The sequence below is a fragment of the Chachezhania sediminis genome (genome assembly GCF_009765275.1).
Lineage (GTDB): Bacteria > Pseudomonadota > Alphaproteobacteria > Rhodobacterales > Rhodobacteraceae > Chachezhania > Chachezhania sediminis.
Genome location: NZ_VOPH01000003.1, coordinates 328829 through 353008 on the forward strand (window position 1 = coordinate 328829; position 24180 = coordinate 353008).

At 66.2% G+C, this 24180-nt stretch carries 22 protein-coding genes; 15 read left to right on the forward strand and 7 right to left on the reverse strand.

Features of this window, described 5'->3' with window-relative positions:
• Positions 1 to 4: 4 nt before the first annotated feature.
• The 3 genes from hydA to FQK05_RS11005 form a co-directional block, all read right to left on the reverse strand.
• Positions 5 to 1459, reverse strand: a complete 1455-nt coding sequence (gene hydA, locus FQK05_RS10995) for a dihydropyrimidinase (protein WP_158966662.1) — start codon at positions 1457 to 1459, stop codon at positions 5 to 7.
• 16 nt (positions 1460 to 1475) lie between these two features.
• Positions 1476 to 1796 (reverse strand): hypothetical protein, encoded by a 321-nt coding sequence (locus FQK05_RS11000; RefSeq protein WP_158966664.1) that lies wholly within the window; start codon positions 1794 to 1796, stop codon positions 1476 to 1478.
• Positions 1797 to 1937: 141 nt separating this feature from the next.
• A complete protein-coding gene (locus tag FQK05_RS11005) occupies positions 1938 to 3188 on the reverse strand; it encodes a Zn-dependent hydrolase (protein WP_158966666.1) in 1251 nt (416 codons plus the stop codon).
• 154 nt (positions 3189 to 3342) lie between these two features.
• Here FQK05_RS11005 and FQK05_RS11010 point away from each other — a divergent pair, with 154 nt between their 5' ends.
• A complete protein-coding gene (locus tag FQK05_RS11010; RefSeq protein WP_158966668.1) occupies positions 3343 to 4041 on the forward strand; it encodes a TetR family transcriptional regulator C-terminal domain-containing protein in 699 nt (232 codons plus the stop codon).
• Between the two features lie 319 nt (positions 4042 to 4360).
• Here the strand turns inward: FQK05_RS11010 and preA are convergent, their stop codons facing one another.
• Genes preA through FQK05_RS11025 form a run of 3 tightly spaced genes read right to left on the reverse strand, consistent with a single transcriptional unit; the run spans position 4361 to position 7478 of the window.
• On the reverse strand, positions 4361 to 5665 hold the full coding sequence (preA, locus tag FQK05_RS11015) for an NAD-dependent dihydropyrimidine dehydrogenase subunit PreA (RefSeq protein ID WP_158966670.1): 1305 nt from the start codon (positions 5663 to 5665) through the stop codon (positions 4361 to 4363).
• Positions 5658 to 6080, reverse strand: a complete 423-nt coding sequence (locus FQK05_RS11020) for a VOC family protein (protein WP_158966672.1) — start codon at positions 6078 to 6080, stop codon at positions 5658 to 5660. Before FQK05_RS11020 ends, preA begins: the two co-directional genes overlap by 8 nt.
• Positions 6081 to 6131: 51 nt before the next feature.
• A complete protein-coding gene (locus tag FQK05_RS11025; protein ID WP_158966674.1) occupies positions 6132 to 7478 on the reverse strand; it encodes an NAD(P)-dependent oxidoreductase in 1347 nt (448 codons plus the stop codon).
• A gap of 248 nt (positions 7479 to 7726) precedes the next feature.
• Here FQK05_RS11025 and FQK05_RS11030 point away from each other — a divergent pair, with 248 nt between their 5' ends.
• From FQK05_RS11030 to FQK05_RS11055, 6 genes are all read left to right on the forward strand, one after another.
• Complete coding sequence (locus tag FQK05_RS11030) at positions 7727 to 8728, forward strand: hypothetical protein (protein WP_158966676.1); 1002 nt, start codon at positions 7727 to 7729, stop codon at positions 8726 to 8728.
• 100 nt (positions 8729 to 8828) lie between these two features.
• Positions 8829 to 9632: a crotonase/enoyl-CoA hydratase family protein gene (locus FQK05_RS11035; protein WP_158966678.1), complete on the forward strand. Its 804-nt coding sequence runs from the start codon at positions 8829 to 8831 to the stop codon at positions 9630 to 9632.
• Positions 9633 to 9635: 3 nt separating this feature from the next.
• Complete coding sequence (locus FQK05_RS11040; protein WP_158966680.1) at positions 9636 to 10787, forward strand: acyl-CoA dehydrogenase family protein; 1152 nt, start codon at positions 9636 to 9638, stop codon at positions 10785 to 10787.
• On the forward strand, positions 10784 to 11791 hold the full coding sequence (locus tag FQK05_RS11045; protein ID WP_158966682.1) for an acyl-CoA dehydrogenase: 1008 nt from the start codon (positions 10784 to 10786) through the stop codon (positions 11789 to 11791). The genes FQK05_RS11040 and FQK05_RS11045 overlap by 4 nt, the downstream gene beginning before the upstream one ends.
• Before the next feature lie 103 nt (positions 11792 to 11894).
• Positions 11895 to 12392 carry a GNAT family N-acetyltransferase gene (locus FQK05_RS11050; RefSeq protein ID WP_158966684.1) on the forward strand — a complete coding sequence of 166 codons (498 nt, stop codon included), beginning with the start codon at positions 11895 to 11897 and terminating at the stop codon, positions 12390 to 12392.
• A 352-nt stretch (positions 12393 to 12744) separates the two neighbouring features.
• Complete coding sequence (locus tag FQK05_RS11055; RefSeq protein WP_158966686.1) at positions 12745 to 13635, forward strand: acyl-CoA thioesterase; 891 nt, start codon at positions 12745 to 12747, stop codon at positions 13633 to 13635.
• Positions 13636 to 13958: 323 nt separating this feature from the next.
• Here the strand turns inward: FQK05_RS11055 and FQK05_RS11060 are convergent, their stop codons facing one another.
• Positions 13959 to 14567 (reverse strand): TetR/AcrR family transcriptional regulator, encoded by a 609-nt coding sequence (locus FQK05_RS11060; protein ID WP_158966688.1) that lies wholly within the window; start codon positions 14565 to 14567, stop codon positions 13959 to 13961.
• A gap of 381 nt (positions 14568 to 14948) precedes the next feature.
• Between FQK05_RS11060 and dctP the strand changes: the two genes are divergently transcribed.
• The 8 genes from dctP (at position 14949) to FQK05_RS11100 (ending at position 24097) form a co-directional block, all read left to right on the forward strand.
• A complete protein-coding gene (dctP, locus tag FQK05_RS11065) occupies positions 14949 to 15992 on the forward strand; it encodes a TRAP transporter substrate-binding protein DctP (RefSeq protein WP_233270461.1) in 1044 nt (347 codons plus the stop codon).
• Between the two features lie 221 nt (positions 15993 to 16213).
• Complete coding sequence (locus FQK05_RS11070; RefSeq protein ID WP_158966690.1) at positions 16214 to 16780, forward strand: TRAP transporter small permease subunit; 567 nt, start codon at positions 16214 to 16216, stop codon at positions 16778 to 16780.
• Complete coding sequence (locus FQK05_RS11075; protein ID WP_158966692.1) at positions 16777 to 18093, forward strand: TRAP transporter large permease; 1317 nt, start codon at positions 16777 to 16779, stop codon at positions 18091 to 18093. Before FQK05_RS11070 ends, FQK05_RS11075 begins: the two co-directional genes overlap by 4 nt.
• Before the next feature lie 3 nt (positions 18094 to 18096).
• Positions 18097 to 19239: an iron-containing alcohol dehydrogenase family protein gene (locus tag FQK05_RS11080; RefSeq protein WP_158966694.1), complete on the forward strand. Its 1143-nt coding sequence runs from the start codon at positions 18097 to 18099 to the stop codon at positions 19237 to 19239.
• Positions 19239 to 20384 (forward strand): acyl-CoA dehydrogenase family protein, encoded by a 1146-nt coding sequence (locus FQK05_RS11085; RefSeq protein ID WP_199252634.1) that lies wholly within the window; start codon positions 19239 to 19241, stop codon positions 20382 to 20384. The genes FQK05_RS11080 and FQK05_RS11085 overlap by 1 nt, the downstream gene beginning before the upstream one ends.
• Before the next feature lie 13 nt (positions 20385 to 20397).
• Positions 20398 to 22518: an acetate--CoA ligase family protein gene (locus tag FQK05_RS11090; RefSeq protein WP_199252635.1), complete on the forward strand. Its 2121-nt coding sequence runs from the start codon at positions 20398 to 20400 to the stop codon at positions 22516 to 22518.
• Positions 22515 to 23600 carry a CaiB/BaiF CoA transferase family protein gene (locus FQK05_RS11095; RefSeq protein ID WP_158966696.1) on the forward strand — a complete coding sequence of 362 codons (1086 nt, stop codon included), beginning with the start codon at positions 22515 to 22517 and terminating at the stop codon, positions 23598 to 23600. The genes FQK05_RS11090 and FQK05_RS11095 overlap by 4 nt, the downstream gene beginning before the upstream one ends.
• The gene (locus tag FQK05_RS11100) at positions 23597 to 24097 is read left to right on the forward strand and encodes a tripartite tricarboxylate transporter TctB family protein (RefSeq protein WP_158966698.1); all 501 of its coding nucleotides are present in this window, start codon (positions 23597 to 23599) and stop codon (positions 24095 to 24097) included. The genes FQK05_RS11095 and FQK05_RS11100 overlap by 4 nt, the downstream gene beginning before the upstream one ends.
• The last annotated feature ends 83 nt before the right edge of the window (positions 24098 to 24180 follow it).

The window sequence follows — 24180 nt, forward strand, 5'->3', positions numbered from 1 at the left end:
GGGCTTAGACCCCCGTGGCCGGAATGCCCGTCCGCTCGACAGGCCGGGGCGCGGTCAGCTCCTTCCACTTCGACAGGGCCTTGTTGACCGACATGTTCGGCTGGCGCGCGACGAACTGGCCGTGGCCTTCGGCCGGGATGAACTTGCCGTCGTTCAGCGCCACGCGGCCGCGGGTCAGGGTGAAGCGTGGCAGGCCCTTGACCTTCTTGCCTTCGAAGACGTTGTAATCGATGGCCGACATCTGGCTGGCCGCGGTGATCGTCTTTTCCTTCTCCGGGTCCCATACCACCAGGTCGGCATCGGCGCCGACCAGCACCGCCCCCTTCTTCGGATAGCAGTTCAGGATCTTGGCGATATTGGTCGACGTCACGGCCACGAATTCGTTCGGCGTCAGCCGCCCGGTCCCCACGCCATAGGTCCACAGCATCGGCAGCCGGTCCTCCAGGCCACCCGTGCCGTTCGGGATCTTGGTGAAATCGCCCACGCCATAGCGTTTCTGGTCCGTGGTGAAGGCGCAATGGTCCGTGGCCACGACCGACAGCGTGCCGGCGGCCAGCCCGTTCCACAAGGAGTCCTGGTGCATCTTGTTGCGGAAGGGTGGCGACATCACGCGGCGCGCGGCATGGTCCCAGTCCTTGTCGAAATACTCGCTCTCGTCCAACGTCAGGTGCTGGATCAGGGGTTCCCCCCAGACCCGCTTGCCGGCCAGTTTCGCGCGCCGGATTGCCTCATGGCTTTCCTCGCACGAGGTGTGAACGACATAAAGCGGCACGCCCGCCATGTCGGCGATCATGATCGCGCGGTTGGTGGCCTCGCCCTCCACTTGTGTCGGCCGGGAATAGGCATGGGCTTCTGGCCCGGTATTGCCCTCGGCCAGCAGCTTGGCCGACAGTTCCGCCACCACGTCGCCGTTCTCGGCATGGACCATGGCGATGCCGCCCAGTTCGGCCAGCCGCTGGAAGCTGGCATACATCTCGTCATCGTTCACCATCAGGGCCCCCTTGTAGGCCATGAAGTGCTTGAAGGTGGTGATGCCACGTTCCTTGATCACGGTCTCCATCTCGTTGAAGACCTGCTCGCCCCACCAGGTGACGGCCATGTGGAAGCTGTAGTCGCAATGGGCCCGCGTCGACTTGTTGTCCCAGCGCTTCAGCGCGTCCATCAGGCCCTGGCCCGGATCGGGCAGGGCAAAGTCGATGACCATCGTGGTGCCGCCGGCCAGCGCTGCCTGGGTGCCGCTGTCGAAATCGTCGGCGGAATAGGTGCCCATGAAGGGCATTTCCAGGTGGGTATGCGGATCGATCCCGCCGGGCATGACATAGCAGCCGGTGGCGTCCAGCACCTCGTCCCCCTTCAGGTCGGGACCGATCGCGGTGATCACGCCGCCTTCGACCAGGACATCGGCCTTGTAGGTCAGGTCTGCGGTGACGATCGTGCCGTTCTTGATGACCGTGGACATGGTACGTTCTCCGTTTCTACTGGACCGATGCGAAGCAATCGATGGCAGGTCCGTGCACACCGATGTCGAGCGGTCCGAAATCGCTGTCTACGCACAGCGAGAAATATCCTGCGCTGGGCAGGTAGATGACCGAATAGCAGCCGTCGGTCCGCGTGACCGACCAGCATTTCTGCGTGATCCCGCCGGAAAAGTTCACCGTGATCAGCCGTGGCGGATGCAGCGCCGCCTGGAAGGCCGCCAGCGTCATCCGGCCCGACCGACTGGTCGCGTCATGGGCCGCGATCTCGGCCGCCACCAGCGCCCCGATCTCCTCCGGAACTGCCGCCCGCGCCGCCATTACGCCCCCTGCTTCTTCTCTTTCGAAATACTCCGGGGGTTCGGGGGCTGGCCCCCGATCCGCCGCCGCGGCATGCCCGACGCATGGCCGGACAGGGCCCGCAGCCGGTTCATGTCCCCGCGACCCCGGAACCGCGGCGGGTCACGCGACCACCTCTGCCTTTTCCAGCACCGCGTGCAGCAGCACGTTGGTCCCGGCCGCGGCCCATTCGGCCGAAATCTCCTCGGCCTCGTTGTGGCTTAGCCCGTCGACGCAGGGGCAGAAGATCATCGCCGTCGGCGCGACCTGATTGATCCAGCAGGCGTCGTGTCCCGCGCCAGAGATGATGTCGCGATGGCTGAACCCCAGCGCTTCGGCCGAGCGGCGGACGATGTCGACACAGCCCTCGTCGAAGGCCACCGGATCGAAACCGCCTGTCTTCTCGAACTCGACCTCAACGCCCATGTCGTCGCAGATCTTCTGAGCGGCCTCGCGGATCTGTGCCTCGGCCTTCTGAAGCACTTCCAGATCGGGGGTGCGGAAGTCGACGGTAAAGACCGCCTTGCCCGGGATCACGTTGCGCGAGTTCGGGTAGATGTCGATATGGCCCACCGCGCCCACGGCGTCGGGCTTGTAGGACCAGGCGATCCCGTCCACAGCTTCCATGATCCGCGCCATGGCCAGGCCCGCATTCTTGCGCATCGGCATCGGCGTCGACCCGGTATGCGCATCCTTGCCCGTCACCGTGACCTGCAGCCAGCACAGGCCCTGCCCATGGGTCACGACGCCGATGTCGATTCCCTCGGCCTCCAGGATTGGGCCCTGTTCGATGTGCAGTTCGAAGAAGGCATGCATCTTCCGAGCGCCCACTTCTTCCTCACCGCGCCAGCCGATGCGCTGAAGTTCATCGCCGAAGGATTTTCCTTCGGCATCGGTGCGGGAATAGGCCCAGTCCTGCGTATGGATGCCCGCGAAGACGCCCGAGGCCAGCATCGCCGGGGCAAAACGCGTGCCTTCCTCGTTGGTCCAGTTGGTGGCCACGATCGGGTGTTTCGTCTTCACGCCCATGTCGTTCAGCGTGCGGATGACCTCCAGAGTCGACAAAACGCCCAGTACACCATCGTATTTCCCGCCCGTGGGCTGGGTGTCCAGGTGGCTGCCCATATAGACGGGCAGGGCGTCGGGATCGGTGCCGGGGCGCATGGCGAACATGTTGCCCATCTGGTCCAGGCCCATCTCGCAGCCTGCATCCTCGCACCATTTCCTGAACAGGGCCCGGCCTTCGCCGTCGGCATCGGTCAGGGTCTGGCGATTGTTGCCCCCCGCGATTCCGGGCCCGATCTTGGCCATCTCCATCAGACTGTCCCACAGCCGGGCGCTGTCGATCTTGAGGTTTTCACCGGGTGCTGCCATGGGGGCCTCGTATGTCCTGTCGTGCCGTTCGCCGATGGCGGGAAAACGCCCGCATGCCGGCGGCTTGGTTTGACCAATCGGTCAAAGCAAGGCTATCACGGAGGCAAGACCAGTCAAGCGACAGAGGCGGCGGGCGCGCCCGCCGGCAGAGCAGATGCCCAAAAATCCGGCACCCGGTCCGAAGGAGGACCCGAAGCGGCCGGGCGCCCTTGCCGCGCCCGGAACCGGCGCGTCTGCACAACCGGCCAGGGGCGGGCGCCGGGCGACCCGGATCCAGACGGAAAAGCGCGCCACCATCCTGGACGCGGCGCTGGAGGTCTTTTCGGAACGCGGCTTCCGCGGATCCACCGTGGACGAGATCGCCACCCGCGCCGGGTTGTCGAAGCCGAACCTGCTCTATTACTTCCCGTCCAAGGACGCGATGTACACGGCGCTTCTGACCGGTCTGCTCGACATCTGGATCGACCCGTTGCGGTCCGTCGACCCGGAGGGCGAACCGCTGGAGGAACTGTTGTCATATGTCCGCCGCAAGCTGGACATGAGCCGCACCCTGCCGCGGGAAAGCCGCCTGTTCGCGAACGAAATCCTGCAGGGCGCACCGCATATCGCCGATATCCTGTCGACCGACCTGAAGGCGCTGGTCGACGAGAAGGCGGCGCTGATCCAGTCCTGGATGGATGCCGGCCGCCTGGCGCAGACCCATCCCCATCACCTGATCTTCTCGATCTGGTCGCTGACCCAGCACTATGCCGATTTCGAGGTCCAGATCCGCGCGGTCATGGGCAGCGAGGATCCGTTCGACGGTGCGCCCGATTTCTTCGAAACGGTGTATCGCCGGACTCTGGAGCGGTAGCGCCTTCCCGCTGGCGGGGGCAGGGGGCTCTGCCCCCGCCCTCCCGTTCCGGGAGGACTCCCCCGAGATATTTGAAGACCAAAGAAGCAGGGCCACGGACCCGGCCGGCCGAGGGACGGCCAGGTCGCTGCCGGGCCGATTCTGTTGGCCGGTGCCGTCGCGCGTTTCGATCCGGCCTGTCGTTTCGCGGCACCGGCATGCAACGTGCCTGCAGCGCAGGCAAATCCGGGGGCCGCGCCCGGCCACTGCCCCCTGGGCGTCTTCTTTCCAAAACATCCTCCCGCCGGAGGCAGGCGCCGTCAGGCGCCCTTGCCGACGCCTATTCGGCGGCGGTCGCTGCGGGATTGTTCGGATGGGTGGTCCAGTTGGCATAGTCCGACTCGACCACCGTGCCGGTGCGGGGATCGACCGTGCCTGGGGCCAGGCGTTCCATCGTGATGCAGTTTTCCACCGGGCAGACGTCGATGCAGAGGTTGCAGGCGACGCATTCGTCGTCCTTCACCTCGAACACCCGGTCCGCGCTCATCGAGATCGCCTGGTGCGAGGTGTCCTCGCAGGCGGCATAGCAGCGGCCGCACTTGATGCAGGCCTCCTGGTCGATGCGGGCCTTGGCGATGTAGTTCAGGTTGAGATACTGCCAGTCGGTCACGTTGGAGACCGCACGGCCGATGAAATCCGTGGTCTTCTCGAAGCCCTTGCTGTCCATCCAGCGCGACAGTCCGTCGATCATTTCCTGCACGATGCGGAAACCATAGGTCATGGCAGCCGTGCAGATCTGGACATTGCCGCAGCCCAAGGCCATGAATTCGGCCGCGTCGCGCCATGTGGTGACCCCGCCGATGCCGGAAATCGGCAGGCCCGCCGTCCGCGGGTCGCGGGCGATTTCCGCCACCATGTTCAACGCGATGGGCTTGACCGCCGGGCCGCAATAGCCGCCGTGGCTGCCCTTGCCGTCGATGGACGGTTCGGGGCTGAAAGTGTCGAGATTGACCGAGGTGATCGATGACACGGTGTTGATCAGCGACACCGCGTCGGCACCGCCGGCATGGGCCGCGCGCGCGGGATGGCGGATATCGGTGATGTTGGGGGTCAGCTTCACGATCACCGGCTTGTCATAGTACTGTTTGCACCAGCGGGTGACCATTTCGATGTATTCCGGCACCTGGCCCACGGCCGCGCCCATACCGCGTTCGCTCATCCCGTGGGGGCAGCCGAAGTTCAGCTCGATCCCATCGGCGCCGGTTTCCGCGACCCGGGGCAGGATCGCCTTCCAGGCCTCTTCCTCGCACGGGACCATCAGCGAAACGACGATGGCGCGGTCGGGATAGTCGGCCTTGACCCGGGCGATCTCTTCCAGGTTCGTTTCCAGCGGGCGGTCGGTGATCAGCTCGATATTGTTGATCCCCAGCACCCGGCGGTCGGCGCCGTGGATGACGCCATAGCGGGGTCCGTTCACGTTGACCACGGGCGGGCCGGCCTCGCCCAGGGTCTTCCAGACCACGCCGCCCCAGCCGGCCTCGAAGGCGCGGCGGACATTGTATTCCTTGTCGGTGGGCGGGGCCGAGGCCAGCCAGAACGGGTTGGGGCTTCTGATCCCCAGGAAGTCGGTCGTCAGGTCAGCCATCGTATTCTTCCTTCACGGTCTGGATCAGGATCAGGTTGCCCTCGCAGTCGCGGAACATGGCCCAGCGGAGGCCGGGTTCCCACGGGGCGTCGTCGGGGCCGGCCACCAGGGACACGCCCTTGGCCTCCAGCCCGGCAATTGCCACGTCGACATCGCTGGCCGCGAGTACCAGCTTCGGCTGGTGGTGGAACGGCAGCTCGTCCACCTTGTCGAAATGGACCATGGTCGCGGCGCCCGGCAGCGCCATGAAGACCCAGCGCGAGTCGCCATAGGGCGCGTCGCGTTTCACCGCGAAGCCCAGCACGTCGCGATAGAAGTCGCGGGCACGGGCCACGTCGGTGGCGGGCAGGATCTGGAAATGGACATGGCTGAAGACGCTCATCGCGTCGCCCCCGGGCCCCGTCCTTTCGGCCATTTCTGCGGATCGTCGGTCGAGGTCATGGCGGGGGTTCCTCTCCAGGTGGCCCTAGCGGCCCGTCAGCGTCGCATGGATGTCCATCGCGGCGTCGCGGCCCTGGGCAACGGATGTCACTGTAAGGTCCTCGCCCCCAGCCGTGCAGTCGCCCCCGGCCCAGATGCCGGCGATACCGGTGCGCCCGGGCCCGGTAACGGCGATCTTGCCGGCCTCCACTTTCAGCCCGTCGGGCAAGCCCGCAAGTGTCTGGCCGATGGCCCGGAACACCTGATCGGCGGCCAGCGTCACCGTTTCGCCGGTGGCGGCCAGGCGGCCGTCACGGGTTTCGGTCCGCGCCAGGACGATTTCCTGCGCGCGGCCGTTGCCGCGGATCGCCAGCGGTTGGACGTTGAACATCAGGTGGACGCCCTTCGACGCCGCAAGGTCCTGTTCGAAGGGCGAGGCGCCCATGTCCGCCCGGCTGCGGCGATAGGCGAGCGTCACCGTCTCGGCCCCCAGCAGCTTGGATTGTACCGCGGCGTCGATGGCGGTCATGCCGCCGCCGATCACCACGACATTGCGTCCGACGGCGAGGGCGCTCAGGTCTTTTGCCTGGCGCAGGGCTGCGATGAAGTCGACCGCGTCCTCCACTCCGGGCAGGTCGGAACCGTCGACCGGCAGCCCGTTCACGCCGCCCAGTCCCATCCCCAGGAACACGGCGTCGTAAGCCTGCTGAAGACCCTCCAGCGTGATCGTCCGGCCCAGGACCGAATCCGTCTCGATGGCGATGCCGCCGATGGACAGCAGCCAGTCGACCTCGGCCTGGGCGAAGTCGTGCGGCGCCTTGTAGGCGGCGATCCCGTATTCGTTCAGGCCGCCGGCCTTTTCCCTTGCCTCGTGGATCACGACGTCGTGGCCCAGCATCGCCAAACGGTGCGCGCAGGCCAGGCCCGCGGGGCCCGCGCCCACGATCGCCACCGTCTTGCCGGTCGCAGCGGCGCGCCGATAGGGATGCGTGCCGGTCTTCATCGCGGCATCGGTGGCAAAACGTTGCAGGCGCCCGATCTCGACCGGGCGCTGTTCCGCGGTTTCCCGCACGCAGGACTGTTCGCACAGGGTTTCGGTCGGGCAGACCCGTGCGCACATGCCGCCCAGGATGTTCTGGTCGAAGATCGTCTGCGCCGCGCCCAGCGGGTTCCCCGTCTGGATCTGGCGGATGAACATCGGTATGTCGATTTCGGTGGGGCAGGCGGTCACGCAGGGCGCGTCATGGCAGAAATAGCACCGGTCGGCGGCCACCGCGGCTTCGTGCGGGGCGTAGGGTGGGTGAAGGTCGGTGAAGTTCCGTGCCAGGTCTGCCGCGCTCAGCCGGCTTGCGGCAATTCCGTCGGCACGATCGGTTCCGCCATCGACGTTCATTGCATTCTCCCGCTCAGGTACAACTCTGCCCGTTCAGACTGCCACATTGGTTTTTTTTATCAAATGGTAAAATTCTGATAGCCTGCACGGAGTGTCAGACTGCCCGAAAATGTTGCAACCCGCCGTAGAAATCGGTTCATGGTCATCGTTTTGCCGATGATCTGCTCTTCAGCTTCGAGAACGGCCCATCTATGATCGGATCGCAGGACAGGCCTGTCGTGTTGCCGGGCCGAAGGAATGGACAAGCCATGCCCGATCAGGCCCCGCGTGCTGCCTTCAATGTCGTCGTGATCGGTCAGGCGGGCCGGCTTCAATACGAGGCGGTGCTGTTCGCGGCCTCGCTTCGGCAGATGAGTCCCGGCTTCGATGGCAAGCTTTTCGTGGCGGTGCCGAAGGCCGGGCCTGCCTGGGACCAGGACCCCACGATCACCGATGCCGACACCCTGTCGGCGTTGAAGCGTCTGGATGCGGAGATCCTGCCGTTCGAGAATAGGGTCTTCGGCCAGGCCTATCCCTATGGCAACAAGATCGAGGCGCTGGCGGCCCTGCCCGAGGGCGAGCCCTTCGTCTTTTTCGATACCGATACGCTGATCACCGGCGAATTGGCCGATGTGCCCTTCGATTTCGATAGGCCCTCGGCCTCGCTCCGGCGCGAGGGGACGTGGCCGGACCCCACGCTCTACGGTCCCGGCTACGCGGCGATCTGGAAGTCGCTCTATGACAAGTTCGGGCTGGATTTCGAGTCGAGCCTCGACCTGTCGCAGCCGGACGAGCACTGGCGGCGGTATCTCTACTTCAATGCCGGCTACTTCTATTACAAGGACCCCAGGGCCTTCGGTCAGCGGTTCCTGGACTATGCAACGGCGATCAGGGCCGATCCGCCGCACGAACTGATCTGCCAGAGCCTGAACCCCTGGCTGGACCAGGTGGCGCTGCCCCTGGTGATCCACAGTTTCGGCGGCGGTCGCGATGCGCTGCCCGAAGGCTATCTGGACGGATCGGTCAGCTGCCATTACCGGCATTTCCCCCTGCTTTATGCGCAGGAAAGCGACCGTGTGGTGAAGGTGCTGGAGGAGGTGGTGCAGCCCAACTGGATCAAGAAGGTCCTGAAGTCCTACGAGCCGATCAAGCGGACCGTCTATCAGGAGCGCGGCCACAAGGTGCGGGCGATGTTCGACCGCAGCGCCCTGCCGACCCGCGAACAGGTGATCCGCAACAGGATCAAGCAGGCCAAGTTCTGGATGCGCTGATGCGCCTGCCCCGCCGGATGGCGCGCGAGATGGCCCGTGGGATGGACGGGGCCTGTCCTCTGCGCTAGCTCTGGTCGCGGAGCGAGAGAGGACGATTTTCATGAAGCCGTTTCTGAAGGTGACCCGCGACGGCGCGGTTGCCATCCTGACCATGTCCCACCCCGAGACGCGGAACGCGATTTCCGACCAGGCTGCCTGCGACGAATTCGTGAGCGTGTTGCAGGAGGTCGGTGCCGATACCACCATCGGGGCGATGATCCTGACAGGCGAGGGCGCGGGCTTTTCGGCGGGCGGCAACGTCAAGAAGATGAAGGACCGGTCCGGTTTCGCACCGGCGCCGACGGCCATTGAAACGCGGCTCAGCTACAAGAACGCGATCCAGCGCATCCCGCTGGCGCTCTGGCAACTGGAAGTGCCGACGATTGCCGCCGTGAACGGGGCGGCCGTGGGTGCGGGTCTGGACCTGGCCTGCATGTGCGATATCCGGATCGCGTCCGACAACGCGCGTTTCGCCGAAAGCTTCGTGAAGCTGGGGATCATTCCCGGCGATGGCGGCGCGTGGCTGCTGCCGCGGGTCGTGGGCCGGTCCCGCGCCGCCGAGATGTGTTTCACGGGCGAGATGATCGACGCGGAAACGGCGCTGAACTGGGGCCTCGTCTCGCGCGTGGTGCCGGGCGATGCGCTGATGGACACGGCGCTGGAACTGGCCAGGAAGATCACCGCCAACCCGATCCACGCCGTCCGCATGTCCAAGCGCCTGATGCGCGAGGGCGAGCATTCGACGCTGTCGACGTTGCTGGAAATGTCCGCCGCCTTCCAGGCGCTGGCCCACGGGACCGATGACCATACCGAGGCGGTCGACGCCTTCCTGGAAAAGCGCCCGCCGTCCTTCACCGGTCGCTGACCCATGTACGCGCCGTTCCGTTTCGATCCGGTCGAACTGCCGGAAAGTGCCCGGGCGCTCAGGGCCGAGGTGCGTGCGTTCCTGTCGGGCTGGGTGCATCGCTTCGATCCCAGGGTAAGGGGCCTGTCCTGGATGGGCTTCGACCGCGACTTCAGCCGCGCCGTGGCGGCGCAGGGCTGGATCGGGATGACCTGGCCTGCCGAATATGGCGGGGGCGCACGGTCCATGCTCGACCGCTATGTCGTGATCGAGGAGATGCTGGCCGCGGGCGCCCCGGTGGGCGCCCACTGGATCGCCGACCGGCAAAGCGGCCCCCTGATCCTGAAGCTGGGGACCGAGGCGCAGAAGGCCAGACTGATTCCGGAAATTGTCCGGGGCGACGCGTGTTTCTGCATCGGCCTTTCCGAACCGCAGGCCGGGTCCGACCTGGCGGCCGTGCGTACGCGGATCGTGCCGGACGGCGATGGCTGGCGGCTGAACGGGCGCAAGATCTGGACGACGAATGCGCACCGGTCCGACTACATGATTGCGCTGGTGCGGTCCTCGGGCGGGCCCGAGGATCGTCATGCCGGTCTCAGCCAGGTGATCGTCCCGATGAAGGCGCCCGGCGTTCATATCCGCGAGATCGAGGACATGGCGGGCGACGCGCATTTCAACGAGGTGACCTTTGACGACGTCGAACTGGGCCCCGATGCGCTGATCGGCGTCGAAGGGCAGGGCTGGGCGCAGGCCACGGCGGAACTGGCCTTCGAACGCAGTGGCCCGGACCGGTTCCTGTCGGCGTTTCCCTTGTTGGAGGCGGTGACCGGCGCGCTGGACCCGGCCTGCGAAAAGGCGAGTGCCGCTGCCATCGGCAACGCCGCGGCGGAAATCGCGGTGCTGCGGCAGATGTCGGTTTCCATCGCCGGAATGCTCGACCGAGGCGAGGTGCCGAATACCGAGGCCGCCGTGGTGAAGGAGGCCGGGGTGGCCTTCGAACAGTCCACGCCGGATCTGGCGCGGGCCCTTCTGGGATCGGGCCTGGCCACGGGCACGGCCGGGGACCTGTCGGCGCTTTACGCGTCGGTCCTGCAATTGCAGCCGACATTTTCGTTGCGGGGCGGCACCCGGGAAATCGTCCGGGGCATCATGGCACGGGGGCTGGGCCTGAGATGACCGAGACCGGAGAAATGCTGGCCGACCAACTGGACCGCGTGCTGGCGCGCCATGCGACGCCGGCGGCGATCGAGGCGGCCGAGACGGGCGAGCCCGCCAAAGACCTGGACGATGCGGTGGCCGCTCTGGGCCTGGACCTGGCCCTGGTGCCCGAGGACATGGGCGGTGCCGGGCTGGACTGGCGCGACCTGTCGGGCGTGTTCCAGGCGCTGGGCTATCACGCAGCGCCCGTCGATCTGGGCGAACGGATCCTGGCCAATGCCGCGCTGGCCCTGCTGGGCCGTGCGCCGGAACCGGCAGGCATTGCTGCCGAGCCGCTGGTGGTCACGAGTGGGCGGGCCAGCGGCGGCGCCGTCGTGCCTTCGGGCGTGCCCGGGCGGCCGCTTGTGGCGCTGGCCGGTGGCCGGCTGTGCCTGATCGACACGACGCATGCGGCCACGGCCCCGGTGACCGGCGTTGGCCGGGTGCCCGCGCTGGCGGTGTCGCTGGCCGACGCACCGGTCCTGGCCACGACCGCCCTGCCGCCCACCGGTCCGGCCGAAATGCTGGCGGTGCTGCGCGCCGGCCAGATCGCGGGCGCGCTGTCGCGGGTGCTGGAGATGTCGATCGAACATGGCAACACCCGCACGCAGTTCGGCCGGCCCATCGGCAAGTTCCAGGCGATCCAGCACCTGATCGCCGAACTGGCGGGCGAGGCTGCGGTGGCCAAGGCCGCCGCCGAGCTGGGCTGCGCGGGCATCGACGCCGGGGCCGGCTGGCAAAGTGCAGCCGTGGCCAAGATCCGCGCCTCGCGCGCCGTGTCGCGGGGCACCTTCGCCGGGCACGAGGTGCACGGTGCCATCGGCGTCACGCGCGACTTTTTCCTGCATCACCTGACCCGCCGCCTGTGGCAATGGCGGGACGAGGCTGGCAGCGAAACGCACTGGGCCGAACGGCTGGGCCGTGACCTGATCGGACGGGGCGGGGCGGCGCTGTGGCCGTCGGTCGTAGCCCTGTCGGGCTGAGAGCCGGGCTGAACACGCGAATGCGAACCGACGTGGCTTTCGCCTGCGTCCGCCCGGATGTATGGCGCGGGGAAAGCACGTCTTCCAATTGTGTCCGTCCGCCATGCCCTCTGCCACCAAGACCCAACGCATCGACTTTGTCCGCCTGCCGCAGATCGCGCTGGCGGATCTGACCGCGCAGATGTCCGACCCGCGGGTCGTGGCCCATATGCCGCTGGCCACGGGGTCCTGGGACGATGCGGCCAGCGCCGCCTTCGTCGCCGCGAAAGAGGCAACCTGGCAGCGGGACGGGCTGGGGCACTGGGCCTTTCTGGCGGACGGGCGCTTTGCCGGCTGGGGCGGGTTCCAGAAGGAAGGGGACGACTGGGATTACGGGCTGGTCCTGTGCCCCGACCGCTTTGGCCTGGGGACAAGGATCACCGCGCAGGCGCTGGCCATCGCCCGGGCCGATCCGCGAATCCCGTCGGTGACCTTCCTGCTCCCGCCCTCGCGCCGTCACCTGAAAGCGCTGGACCGGCTGGGCGCGCGGTTCGAAGGTACGGTCGACCACGCGGGCCAGCCTTTCCGCAAGTTCAGGCTGGCGACTGGTCAGGGGGATTGAGGCCCCCGGAAACCTGACAAGATCGGCAGCCCCCTGTACCGGATCGAAATCGGTTCGGGACCGGCCTGTCCCGTCATGCGCCGCCCTGCCCAGGCCCGTGATCCCGCGTGCGGTTGCGGCCCGGCCATCCCCGTACCCTGCCTGCCGCGGTGCCAGAACCCGACCCGCGCACAGCCCCCGACCGGCTGGGATCAGGCGCCGGAAGGGCGGCCGTTGCCCATCGATGCACCGTCGCACTGCCGGTTCCGCACCCGTTGCCTTCCGGCCCCGGATCTGTGCGCCGAAGAAACACCCGTTGCACGACAGCCTCTCACGGGGCACACAGTGGCGTCCCACTATCCGATGAGCTGACATGAGCGAACTGACCCCGAACTACAGCATGATAGACCGTTTCATCCGCCTTCTGACCGTCGAGCGCCTGGAAGACGACTTCTTCCGCGGCATCGCCACGCCGGGGGGCAGAGGCCGGGTCTTCGGTGGGCAGATCATCGGGCAGGGGCTGATGGCCGCGGCGCAGACCGTGGTTCCGGACCGGGTGGTCCATTCGCTGCACGCCTATTTCGTCCGGGCCGGATCGGCGGAAAAGCCGGTCGTCTACCGCGTCTGGCGCGACCGCGACGGCGGCAGCTTTTCCACCCGCCGGGTGGAGGCGGTGCAGGAAGGCCAGCCGATCCTGACCATGTCGCTGTCCTTCCAGATCCGGGAAAAGGGCCTGTCCCATGCCGAAAGCATGCCCGACGTCCCGGGCCCCGAAGACCTGCGGACCGAGACCGAACTGGCCGAGGCGCATCCCGACCTCATGTCCGTGAAGGTGCGGGCCCACCTGTCGGCCAATCGCCCGGTCGAGCTGCGGCCCTGCATCCTGCGCGCGCCCTATGTCACCGATCCGCAGGACCCGTTCTATGCCGTGTGGATCAAGTCCAAGGGGCCGATGCCGGACGACCCGCTGCTGCACCGCGCGGGGATCGCCTTCTGTTCCGACATGGGGCTTTTGTCATCGTCGCTGATGCCGCACGGCAAGGGGTTTTCTGACCCCGACATGCGCTGTGCCAGCCTGGACCATTCCGTCTGGCTGCACGAGGACGCGCGCCTGGACGACTGGCTGCTTTACGTAAACGACAGCACCTGGTCGGGTGGGGCAAGGGGCCTGTCCCGCGGCCGGATCTATACGCGCGACGGCCGGCTGGTGGCCCAGACTATGCAGGAAGGTTTGATCCGCCAGATCGGGGCGAAAGCGGGCTGAGGTCTGCCGCGCGGGCCGTCATGCGGCGGTCTGCCGGACCGTTCCGGCTTTCGGGTCCCGTCATCGCCCGGCCAGGGAAGGCTTGCTCCGTGTTGGCGCAGGCGCCGCGTTCCCGCCGTGGCGGACCCCGATGGTTGGCCTGGTTGTCACCGGTCTGCGGCGGTCTGTGGACCTGTCGTGTCACAAAGCCGTCAGCCGGAGCCTTCGATGTGCCCGGCCCGGTTCTGCCCGGTGCGTTGGGAGCTTGCAGCTTGTCCCGATCCCGTCGGTCCGGGCCTTGCCGCCGCGGCTTCAGGTTCCGAATGTGACGGGCCGCATGACATTTACCGTTTGACGATCCCGTTCAGGAACAGGTCCAGGAAATGCTCCGATACCTCTTCCGGGCTCATCGCGTCGTCTTCTGTGTGCCAGCGCAGGATCCAGTTCACCGCGCCCAGGAAGAAGTTCGAGGTCAGCCGCACATCCACCGGCCGGATCGATCCTTCCGAGATCGCCTTTTCGATCAGCATCCGGCTGTAGCGGTCCAGCTGGCGGCGGCGGTCCAGTAGTTCGGCCTGCGCGTCCTCGGGCAGGGCGCGGATATTGGCCATTGTCGTGTAGGCGCCACGCTCGATGATCAGAAGCTCGATGAAACGCCGGTAGAGGAAGCTCAGCTTGTCCAGTGCGGTGCCGTCCATCGCCTCGCTCTCCAGCCGGGCGCGCTGGCCGCAGCCGTAGCTGAGCTTGATGCACTCGTAGAGCAACTGTTCCTTGTTCTTGAAATAATAGTACAGCGCGGTCTTGGTCACGCCGATCACGTCGGCCACCTCGTCCAGCGAGGTCGCGTGATAGCCCTTCTCGTTGAAGATGCGGGCGGCCACGCGCAGGGCCGCGCGGCGCTTCAGTTCCCGGACCTCTTCCCGCGACGCCACTGCGCCATCCCACTTCGCCATATGAAAACTGCCCTTTTCGCGCTATCGTGGAGCACCCGATCTCCATCGTTACCCTGGCCCGCCGGGCAAGTGCCGTGCGTGGAACCGGACGCGATCAGATCGGGCCTCGTCGATGCCCGGATCGGGTCGGCGGGCCGGCGATGCAGTTCGAGACCGATCCGTCCGACCGGGCCTTCCTGCCGGACAGGCAACATGGGTTCCTAACCCGATGTCCCCGTTCCGTCCATGTGACCATTAAGTGCATTCAGTTTATTGACGCACAAGTAGAATGGTGGTCTTGTCGGTAAGAACACGGAAGTGCGCACCAGAAATGCATCCCGTGCTATCAGTCGTCTGACCGATGCGCCGCATCGGACGACGCAAGACTATTGGGAGGAAGATGTGACCAACAATTCGAATCGCGTGAATCGCCGTGCCATGCTGCGCGGGGCGGGCCTGGGCGTGCTGGCCGCGCCGGCGCTGGTCGGCAAGGGTCTGGCCGCGGGGGACATCGTCTGGCGGGTGCAGTCGCACTGGCCCAAGGCATCCAGTTCCTTCACCGACAGCCTGGGCGTATTGGCGAGCGAACTGGAAGAACGCACCGACGGCGGCTTCAAGCTGGAGCTTCTGGGCGCGGGCGAATTCGCCAAGGGGCCCGACATCTACAACCTGATCCGCAAGGGCGTGGTGCCGATGGGCACGCTGAGCCCGTCCTATATCCAGGACAAGGCCGAGGCGGCAGGCTTCCTCTATGGCATTCCGGGCACCTTCCGCGAAAGCTGGGAGGTCCAGCACGCGGCCAAGAACCTTGGACTGGAAGACCTGGTCAACGAACAGCTGGTGCCGGACGGCGTGCTGCTGATGTCGGAAAAATCCTATCCGACGGAAATGGTGGTTTCGAAGCCGATCAACACGGCGGACGACTTCAAGGGGCTGAAGATCCGGTCGTCGGGGACGATGCTGGATTACCTGCAGGCCGCGGGTGCGGCACCGCAGTACATTCCGGGGTCGGAGCTGTACCAGTCGCTGTCTTCGGGCGTGGTCGACGGCGCGCATTGGGGGGCGGCCATCGGGGCGCAGTCCATGTCGCTGTGGGAAGTCTGCAAGTACCACATGAAGCCGGCGCTGGGTTTCACCATCGATGCCTTCATCGTGAATGTCGACGCGCTGGAAGGGCTGCCGCCGGAATACTCCCAGGCGCTGGTCGACCTGATGGAAATCCGCTTCTTCCAGCGGTCGGCCGAGTACATGCACAAGGAAGCCATCGCGCTGGCCGAAGGAATCGACAGCCAGGGCGTCCAGGTCATGGACCTGCCGCCCGAGGTGATCGAGCTGCTGACCGTCGCCTCGCAGGAAATCATGGCATCCGAGGCGGCCAAGGGGCCCCTGGCCGAAAAAGCGCGCGACATCTATGTCAACCTGATGACCGATCTGGGCTACGTCTGACGGTCTGAATTCCACTCGGATCGCCGGGGCGCTTCCTGCGCCCCGGCCACATCAAACGCCGGGCAACCGGCGCTGCCGCGGGGCACCGCGGCGGACGATCTGTTGCGGCCTGTGCACGGGCCGCAGGGACCGGGGAGGGGTCGATTGCGGCGGCTGCGACGGCAGCACGTCCGGTCGGCGGACGCATCCCCGCGCCCATGAAGGGGAGGAGTGAACGGATCATGCAGAACATTGCGCGGGGCATAACCCGCCTGAACCGGGAAATCGGCAAATGGGCCTCGCTGGGCGTGCTGGCGATCTTCGGCCTGCTGCTGGCGGACGTGATCATGCGGTATCTGGTCGGTCGGCCGACCATCTGGACCGCGGAACTGGCGACGCTGATCTTCGGCGTCTACGCCATCATCGGCGGCGGATACCTGATGGCCGAACGCGGTCATGTCAGCGTCGATATCCTGTACGGGTCGTTTTCCACCCGGCGGAAGGCCATGGTCGACATCTTCACCTTCCCCCTGTTCCTGCTCTTCGTGGGCGTCCTGCTGTGGCAGGGCTATGACATCGCGATCGAGGCGATCGAGGACATGGAGCGGTCGAATTCCACGTGGAAGGCGCCACTGTGGCCCACCAAGTCGCTGATCCCGGTCGCGGCCGGGCTGCTGTTGCTGCAGGGGCTGGTCCGGCTCTGGTCCGATATCCGTGTTCTGATGGGGCTGGACAACGATCCCGACGTCTTCGGCGTCCAGGCCGCGGCTGACCCGCATCCCGCCGACGCAGGGGAGATCCAGGAATGAGCGTCGAGATTCTGACCCTTCTGTTCTTCGGCTCGCTTCTGTTCTTCGTGCTGCTGGGCACGCCCCTGGCCTTCGTGCTGGGCGGGGTGTCGGTCGTCTTCCTCTACTTCGAGATGGGACCGCTGGGCTTCTACCTGCTTGCCTCGAAGATGTGGGAGACGATGCAATCGCCGACGCTGATGGCGGTGCCCCTGTTCGTCTTCATGGCGATCCTTCTGGAAAAGTCCGGGGTCGCGAACGATCTTTACGACATGATGCACCAGTGGTGGGGCGGCCTGCGCGGCGGCCTGGCCATCGGCACGGTGCTGATCTGCGTGATCTTCGCCGCCATGTCCGGGATTTCCGGTGCCGCTGTCGTCACCATGGGCACCATCGCGCTGCCCAAGATGCTGGAGCGTGGATACGACAAGAAACTGGCGCTGGGCGCGATCAACGCGGGCGGTGGCTGGGGCATCCTGATCCCGCCGTCGATCCTGATGGTGCTCTATTCGCTGCTGACCGAGGTGTCGGTCGGTCGCCTGTTCGCGGCCGGCGTTGGGCCGGGGGTTCTGCTGTTTGTCCTTGTTTCGATCTACATCGGGGTGCGCTGCTGGATCCAGCCCGAGATGGGGCCGGCGCTGCCGCCCGAGGAACGCGCCGACTGGGGCAAGAAGATCGCCTCGCTGAAAGCCGTGATCCTGCCGATTGCCATCGTGGTGATCGTGCTGGGCGCGATCTTCGGCGGCTTCGCCACGCCCACCGAGGCCGCGGCCATCGGTGTCTTCGGGGCGCTCTTCGCGACGGCGGTGAACCGTCAGCTGTCGTGGCATGTGATCCACGACGCGGCGATTTCGACGCTGAAGCTGACGGCGCTGGTGATGTGGATCCTGTTCGCGGCGCACGCCTTTTCCACCGCCTACACGGCGCTGGGCGCGCAAAGCCTGATCCAGCACCTGATGACCTTCATCCCCGGCGGCAAGTGGGGGGCGCTGGCCTTCATGCTGTTCATACTTTTCGTCTTCGGGATGGTGCTGGACCCGGTGGGCATCATGCTGATCACGCTGCCGGTCTTCCTGCCGGTGGTTCAGGCGTCGGGTTTCGACCCTGTGTGGTTCGGCATCCTGTTCATCATCATGATGGAGGTCGGATACATGACGCCGCCCTTCGGGTTCAACCTGTTCTACCTCAAGGGCGTGGCACCACCGGGCGTGACCATGGGCGACATCTATGCCTCGGTCATTCCCTACGTCGCGGTCACGTTGGTCGGGCTTCTGCTGATCATCCTTGTGCCCGCCATCGCGCTCTATCTTCCGCAACTGTTCTACGGCAGGTAAGACATGACCCTTTCGGACCCCTTCACCCTGAACTGGCCCGGGAACGCGCTTTTCGGCGCGGGCCGCGTGGATGACCTGGGCACGCTTCTGGCTGCCCGCGGGCAGATGTGCGCGCTGATCGTCACCGATCCGGGGCTTCGCGAGGTGGGGGTCCTGGGCCGTGTCACGGATGCGCTTGGAAAAGGGGCTGTCGCTGTCGACGTCTATGACCGCGTCAACCCCAACCCGACCACCGCCAACGTCGCAGAGGCCCGCCAGATGTGGGAACAGGGGTCCTATGACGCCCTGATCGCGCTGGGCGGCGGGTCGTCCATCGACACCGCCAAGGGCGCGATGGCGGAAATCCTGACCGGCTGCGATGCCTTTGCCGCGCTGGGGAACGACGTGAACACGTCGGACCGGCCGGTGCCGCCCTTCTACGCGATCCCCACCACCTCGGGCACGGGGTCGGAATGTTCGCTGGGGTGCGTCCTGAAAAGCCCGGAACGGAAATTCGTGATCCGCGGCCGGCTGCTGCAGCCCACGACGGTGATCATGGACCCGGAACTGACGCTGTCGCTGCCCCGGGGCATGACCGCCTCCACCGGGTTCGATGCGTTCTGTCATGCCATCGGCGCCTTCACCAACAACCAGGTCAATCCTGTCGCCGATGAACTGGCACTGGCCTCGATGCGGCTGGCGCTGGAGCATCTGCCGACCGCCGTCGAGGACGGATCGAACCTGGAAGCGCGGGCGGGGGTGATGATGTCCTCCTACCTTGGGGGCTTCTGCATCGGGCAGAAGGGTGTGGACGGGATCCATGGTCTCTGCACGCCCGTCGAGAGCATCGTGACCGCCGTCCATGGCCAGGTGCTGGGCACGCTGCTGCCCCATGTCCTGCGCTACAACTTCGAAACGCTGGCCGACCGTTATGCCCTGATCGCCACCCGGCTGGGCCTGAAGGGCGATCCGCTGGACGCGATCTTCGATGCCGCCGTCGGGCTTGCCACCTTGACGGACTGTCCCGAGCGGCTGGGCGCCTTCGGTCTGTCCACGGACGACATTCCGCGGCTGACCGAAATGGCGCTGCTGTCCCAGGCAACCCAGCGCAACGGGCGGCCGATGCCGGCCAGTGATGTCAGCGAACTTTACGAGGCGATGATCTGATGGTGATCCTGACCGACGAACAGCGGATGCTGAAGGACAATGTCGACCGTTTCCTGGCCGCCAATGTCACGCCGCTGATCAACGAGGCAGAAAAGACCTGCATTTTTCCGTTCGAGATCCTGACGGACATCAGTCAGTTTGGCTATCTGGGCGGCCGGATTCCGGAAGCGGATGGCGGTTTCGACCTGCCATACGTGACCTGGGCCATGCTGATGGAAAGCGCGGGCTATTGCTGGGGCAGCCTGCGGACCATCGTGAACATCACCAACGGGTCGATCCAGAAACTGTCGGCGCAGGGGTCCCCTCTGCTGAAGGAAAAGTACCTTCAGCCGCTGCTGAAGAACCGGATCCGCACCTGTACCGGCCTGTCCGAGCCTAATGTCGGGTCGAACGTCGCGGCCATCGAGACGCGGGCGGATTTCAGGGACGGCTGTTACGTCATCAACGGGCGCAAGCTGTGGATCACCAACGGCGTGAACGCGGATATCTGCCTTGTGGTGGCGCGGACCTATTCGCCGACCTGCGACGGCGCGCTGTCGACCTTCGTGGTGGAGAAGGGGTTCGAAGGCTTTTCGGCCAAGCGTGTCGAAAAGATGGTGCTGCGGCCCACCGCGACGTCGGAACTGGAATTCGTCGACGTGAAGGTCCCCGCCGAGAACCTGGTGGGGCAGGAGGGCAAGGCGCTTTCCGGAACGCTGGCCGGCCTGAACACGGCGCGGGTGAACATCGCCATGGGCGCGGTGGGACAGGCACAGGCGGCGCTTGATCTTTCCATCGACCATGCCAAGACTCGGCACCAGTTCGGCAAGCCCATCGGGTCCTTTCAACTGGTCCAGAAACACATCGTCGACATGACCGTCCGGGTGAAGGCCGCACGCGCGCTGGGTTACACTGCGGCGCAGCGGCTCGATGCCGGGGAAGAGGCGCGCGAGGACTGTTCCATCGCCAAGCTCTATGCCAGCCAGGCCGCGTTCGAGGTCGCGGACATGGCGCTGCAGGTCCATGGCGGGCTTGGCTATGCGGTGGGCTATCCCATCGAACGCATCTTTCGCGATACCCGCGGCGGCACCATTCCCGAAGGCACGTCCGAGATCCAGACCCTGATCGCGGGGCGAGAGATCCTTGGGCTGTCGGCCATTTCCTGAAGGATTCGAACCGATGAAAGACATGGTTTCCTACCAGTTTCCGGACCTGACCAGGCTTTTCGCGCCGAACAGCCTGGCCGTCATCGGTGCGTCCGACAAGGAACATTCCATCGGCAACCACGCGATGAAGAACATCGTCGAACATTCCAGGTTCGAAGGCAGGTTGTATCCCATCAACCCGAAGCAGGAGCGCGTGATGGGGCTGCAATGCTACCCCAATGTCGCCGCCCTGCCAGAGCCGGTGGACGTGCTGGTCGTGGTGATCCCCGCCAAGGGCGTGCGCCAGGCCATCGAGGAGGCTGGCCAACTGGGCGTGAAGTTTGCGGTCATCCTGACCTCCGGCTTTTCCGAAGCCGACGACTGGGGCCGCGCGGAGGAGGCGGCGCTGGTCGAGATCTCGCACCGGACCGGCATCCGGCTTTACGGGCCGAATTGCCCGGGGCTGGTGAACCTGACGATGCCGCTGGGCATGACGTTCTCGCCCGCCTTCAAGGACGACATCTGCCCGGGGCCCATCGGGCTGGCGACGCAGGGCGGCGGGTTGGGGCGCAACATGATCCAGCACAACGTGCGGGGCGTGGGCTATGCGAACTGGTCGTCGTCGGGCAACGAATGCGATCTGCAGGTGGCAGACTTCATCCATCACATGGCCAACGACCCTGACGTGAAGGTGATCGGTTGCCTGATCGAGGGCTTCAAGGACGGTGCCCGCTTCGCCGCCGCCTGCAGGCATGCCGCCTGTATGGGCAAGCCGGTGGTGGGGCTGAAGGTCGGCCGGTCGGAATACGGCGCCAAGGCCGCGCAGTCGCACACGGCATCGATCACCGGCTCGGCCGAGGTCAATTCGGCGGTGTTCCGGCAGCTGGGCGTGATCGAGGTCGACGACCTGGACGAACTGGTCGACGTGGCCCAGCTGCTGGCGCGGAAGTTGCCAAAGGGCGACGAGGAGATCGCGATCTTCGCCTCGTCCGGCGGGGCGGCGTCGCTGTGTGCCGATACGGTCGGGTCCTACGGGCTGACGCTGGCGACCTTCGCGGACAAGACGCAGGCAAGGCTGGACGAGGTGCTGCCCGACTATGCCGCCATCGACAATCCCATCGACACGACATCTATTTCCATCAGCCACCCGCAGGCCTATGCCGATGCGCTGCTGGCCGCGGCGACGGACGCGAACGTGGATCTGGTGCTGGCGCCGCTGCCGATGGATTACGGGCAGTATTCCGTCGTCAACGGCAAGACGCTGATCGACGCCCAGACCAAGACCGACGTGCCGATCGTGCCGATCTGGATGTCGGAACGGCAGGGCGACGGCTATCACCTTCTGGCGAAGGCCGGGCTGGTCCCGTTCCGGTCGTTGCGCAACATGGGCAAGGCCGTCCGCCGCTGGATCGACTGGGGCGGCTGGCGCGCGGGGTGGGATGCCGACTGGTCGCCCCTGCTGGCCCACACCGGGTCCGTCCCGGCCCCCGATGCCACCAGAACCCTGAACGAGGTCGACGGCAAGCGCGCTCTGGCCGGGGCCGGGGTGCCAACGGCCGTGCCCCATATCGCGGGCACATCGGCCGGGGCGGCAGGCCTGGCCGCGAAGATGGGCGGGCGGCTGGCGATGAAGATCGTCAGCGCCGACATCGCCCACAAGTCCGACATCGGCGGCGTTATGCTGGACGTGGCCCCCGCCGATGCCGCGGCCGGGTTCGATATGATCGTCGCCAAGGTGACCGCGGCCAGGCCCGGGTCGCGGATCGATGGCGTGCTGCTGGAGCCGATGGCCGGGCCCGACGGTGTCGAGGCCTTTGTCGGCGTCGCCCGCGACCCGGTCTTCGGGCACATGATGACCTTTGGCCTGGGCGGCATCTATGTCGAGATGTTCAGGGACGTCACCCGCCGGATGCTGCCCGTCACGCCGGAGATGGCGCGGGACATGGTGGCGGACTTGGCGTCCGCTCCGCTGCTGGCCGGCTATCGCGGTCAGCCTGCGCGGGACCTGGATGCACTGGCGGACCTGATCGCCAAGGTTTCGGATTTCGTGGCCGACAACCCGGACGTGGTCGAGATGGATCTGAACCCGGTCTGGGTCGGGCAGGCGGGAGAGGGGGCGATGGCGCTGGATGCCGTCATCGTGGTCGAGGCATGAGCGGCCCGCTGACCGGCGTCACGGTCGCCGATTTCTCGGAACTGCTGCCCGGGCCCTTCCTGACCGGCTGCATGGCGGAAATGGGGGCGAGCGTGATCAAGATCGAACGCCCGCCCCATGGCGATGGCGTGCGCACGAGTTCGCCCGGCACATTCGAGATCGTGAACCGCGGCAAACGCTCCATCGCGCTGAACCTGAAGGACGACGACGACCGTGCCCGCGCGCTTCGGATCGCGGGCAAGGCGGATGTCGTGGTCGAAGGTTTTCGCCCCGGCGTGATGGCGCGGCTGGGGCTGGGTTATGACGACGTGAACGCCGTAAACCCGGGCGTCATCTACCTCTCCATGTCCGGCTATGGGCAGACGGGGCCGATGGTGAAGGCGCCGGGTCATGACCTGAACTACCTGGCGCTGGCCGGGGTGACGTCGCTGTGTGGCGAGATCGGCAAAGCGCCCGACCACACGTTCGGCCTGCCGGTCGCGGATCTGGGAGGCGCGATCTACGGGCTGTCCTCCGTCTGTGCGGCGCTGTTCCAGCGGGTCACGACGGGGAAGGGGCAGCATATCGACCTGTCGATCACCGATTGCCTGGCGCACTGGGTCAATCCGCGGCGCGGGGTCTTCAACCACAACGGCCTGAAGGAGCTTGAGACACAGCGGAAGGTGGCGCTGAGCCGCCCGGCCTATGGCGTCTTCGCCGTGGCTGACGGTGCCATCACCATCGCGGCGCTGGAGGGGCATTTCTGGAAGGCGCTTTGTACCGCGCTGGACCTTGGCTGCTTCGCCTCGCCGGAGTTCGACAGCCTCGACTCCCGCCGCGCGAAGACGGCAGAGATCAACGCCGCCGTTGCCGCCGCCGTTGCCCCCATGACGCGGGATGCGGCCATGGCGCTGATGGAGGATCAAGACATCCCCGCCGCGCCGGTCCTGACGGTGGACGAGGCTGCGGCCTCTGCCCACTTCGCCGCCCGCGGTCTGATCGTGGACACGCTGGCCGGGCCTGCCACGCCCTTTCCTGTGCGCCTTGCTGGCATGGAACGCGACCTCGCCCCGGCCCCAAAGTTGAACGAGATGAGCCGATGACCGACATGACGGATGTGCCCCAAACGGCCCGGGCCCGAAGGCCCCACCGCATCGCCGGTTTCAACACGCTGGAGCTGGCGGCAGGGCTGGTGATCGTGGCGCTGGGGCTGCTGGTGGTGTTCGAGAGCCTGAATTATCCGTGGGGGTCTTTGCGGAACGTCGGGCCCGGGATCTTTCCCTTCCTGCTGGGGATCGTGCTGGCGGGTCTGGGCATCGCCGTGATCTTCGAAGGCCGCCTGTCCGACGCGGTGGCCCCGGTCGTGCCCTGGCGCGCGATGCTGGCGATCTGCGCGGGCCTTGGTGCTTTCGCGTACCTGATCGACCGCGCCGGTGCCTTCGTCGCGATCTTCGCGCTGATCTTCCTGTCCGGGTTTGCGGAACGCCGCTATCGCCCGCTGCCCTTGCTTTTCACCGCCCTCGGTCTCTGTGCCTTCGTGGCCGCCCTGGTCCTGGGCTTCCGCGGCGTCGTCAACATGACGCTTCTTCCGGCGTTCTAAGGCATGGAACGCCCTTCCAGATCCCGAACCAACGTAAGGTTCGCGCCCGACCCGGGGTTGGACGCGGTCGCGCCGGGAATGCC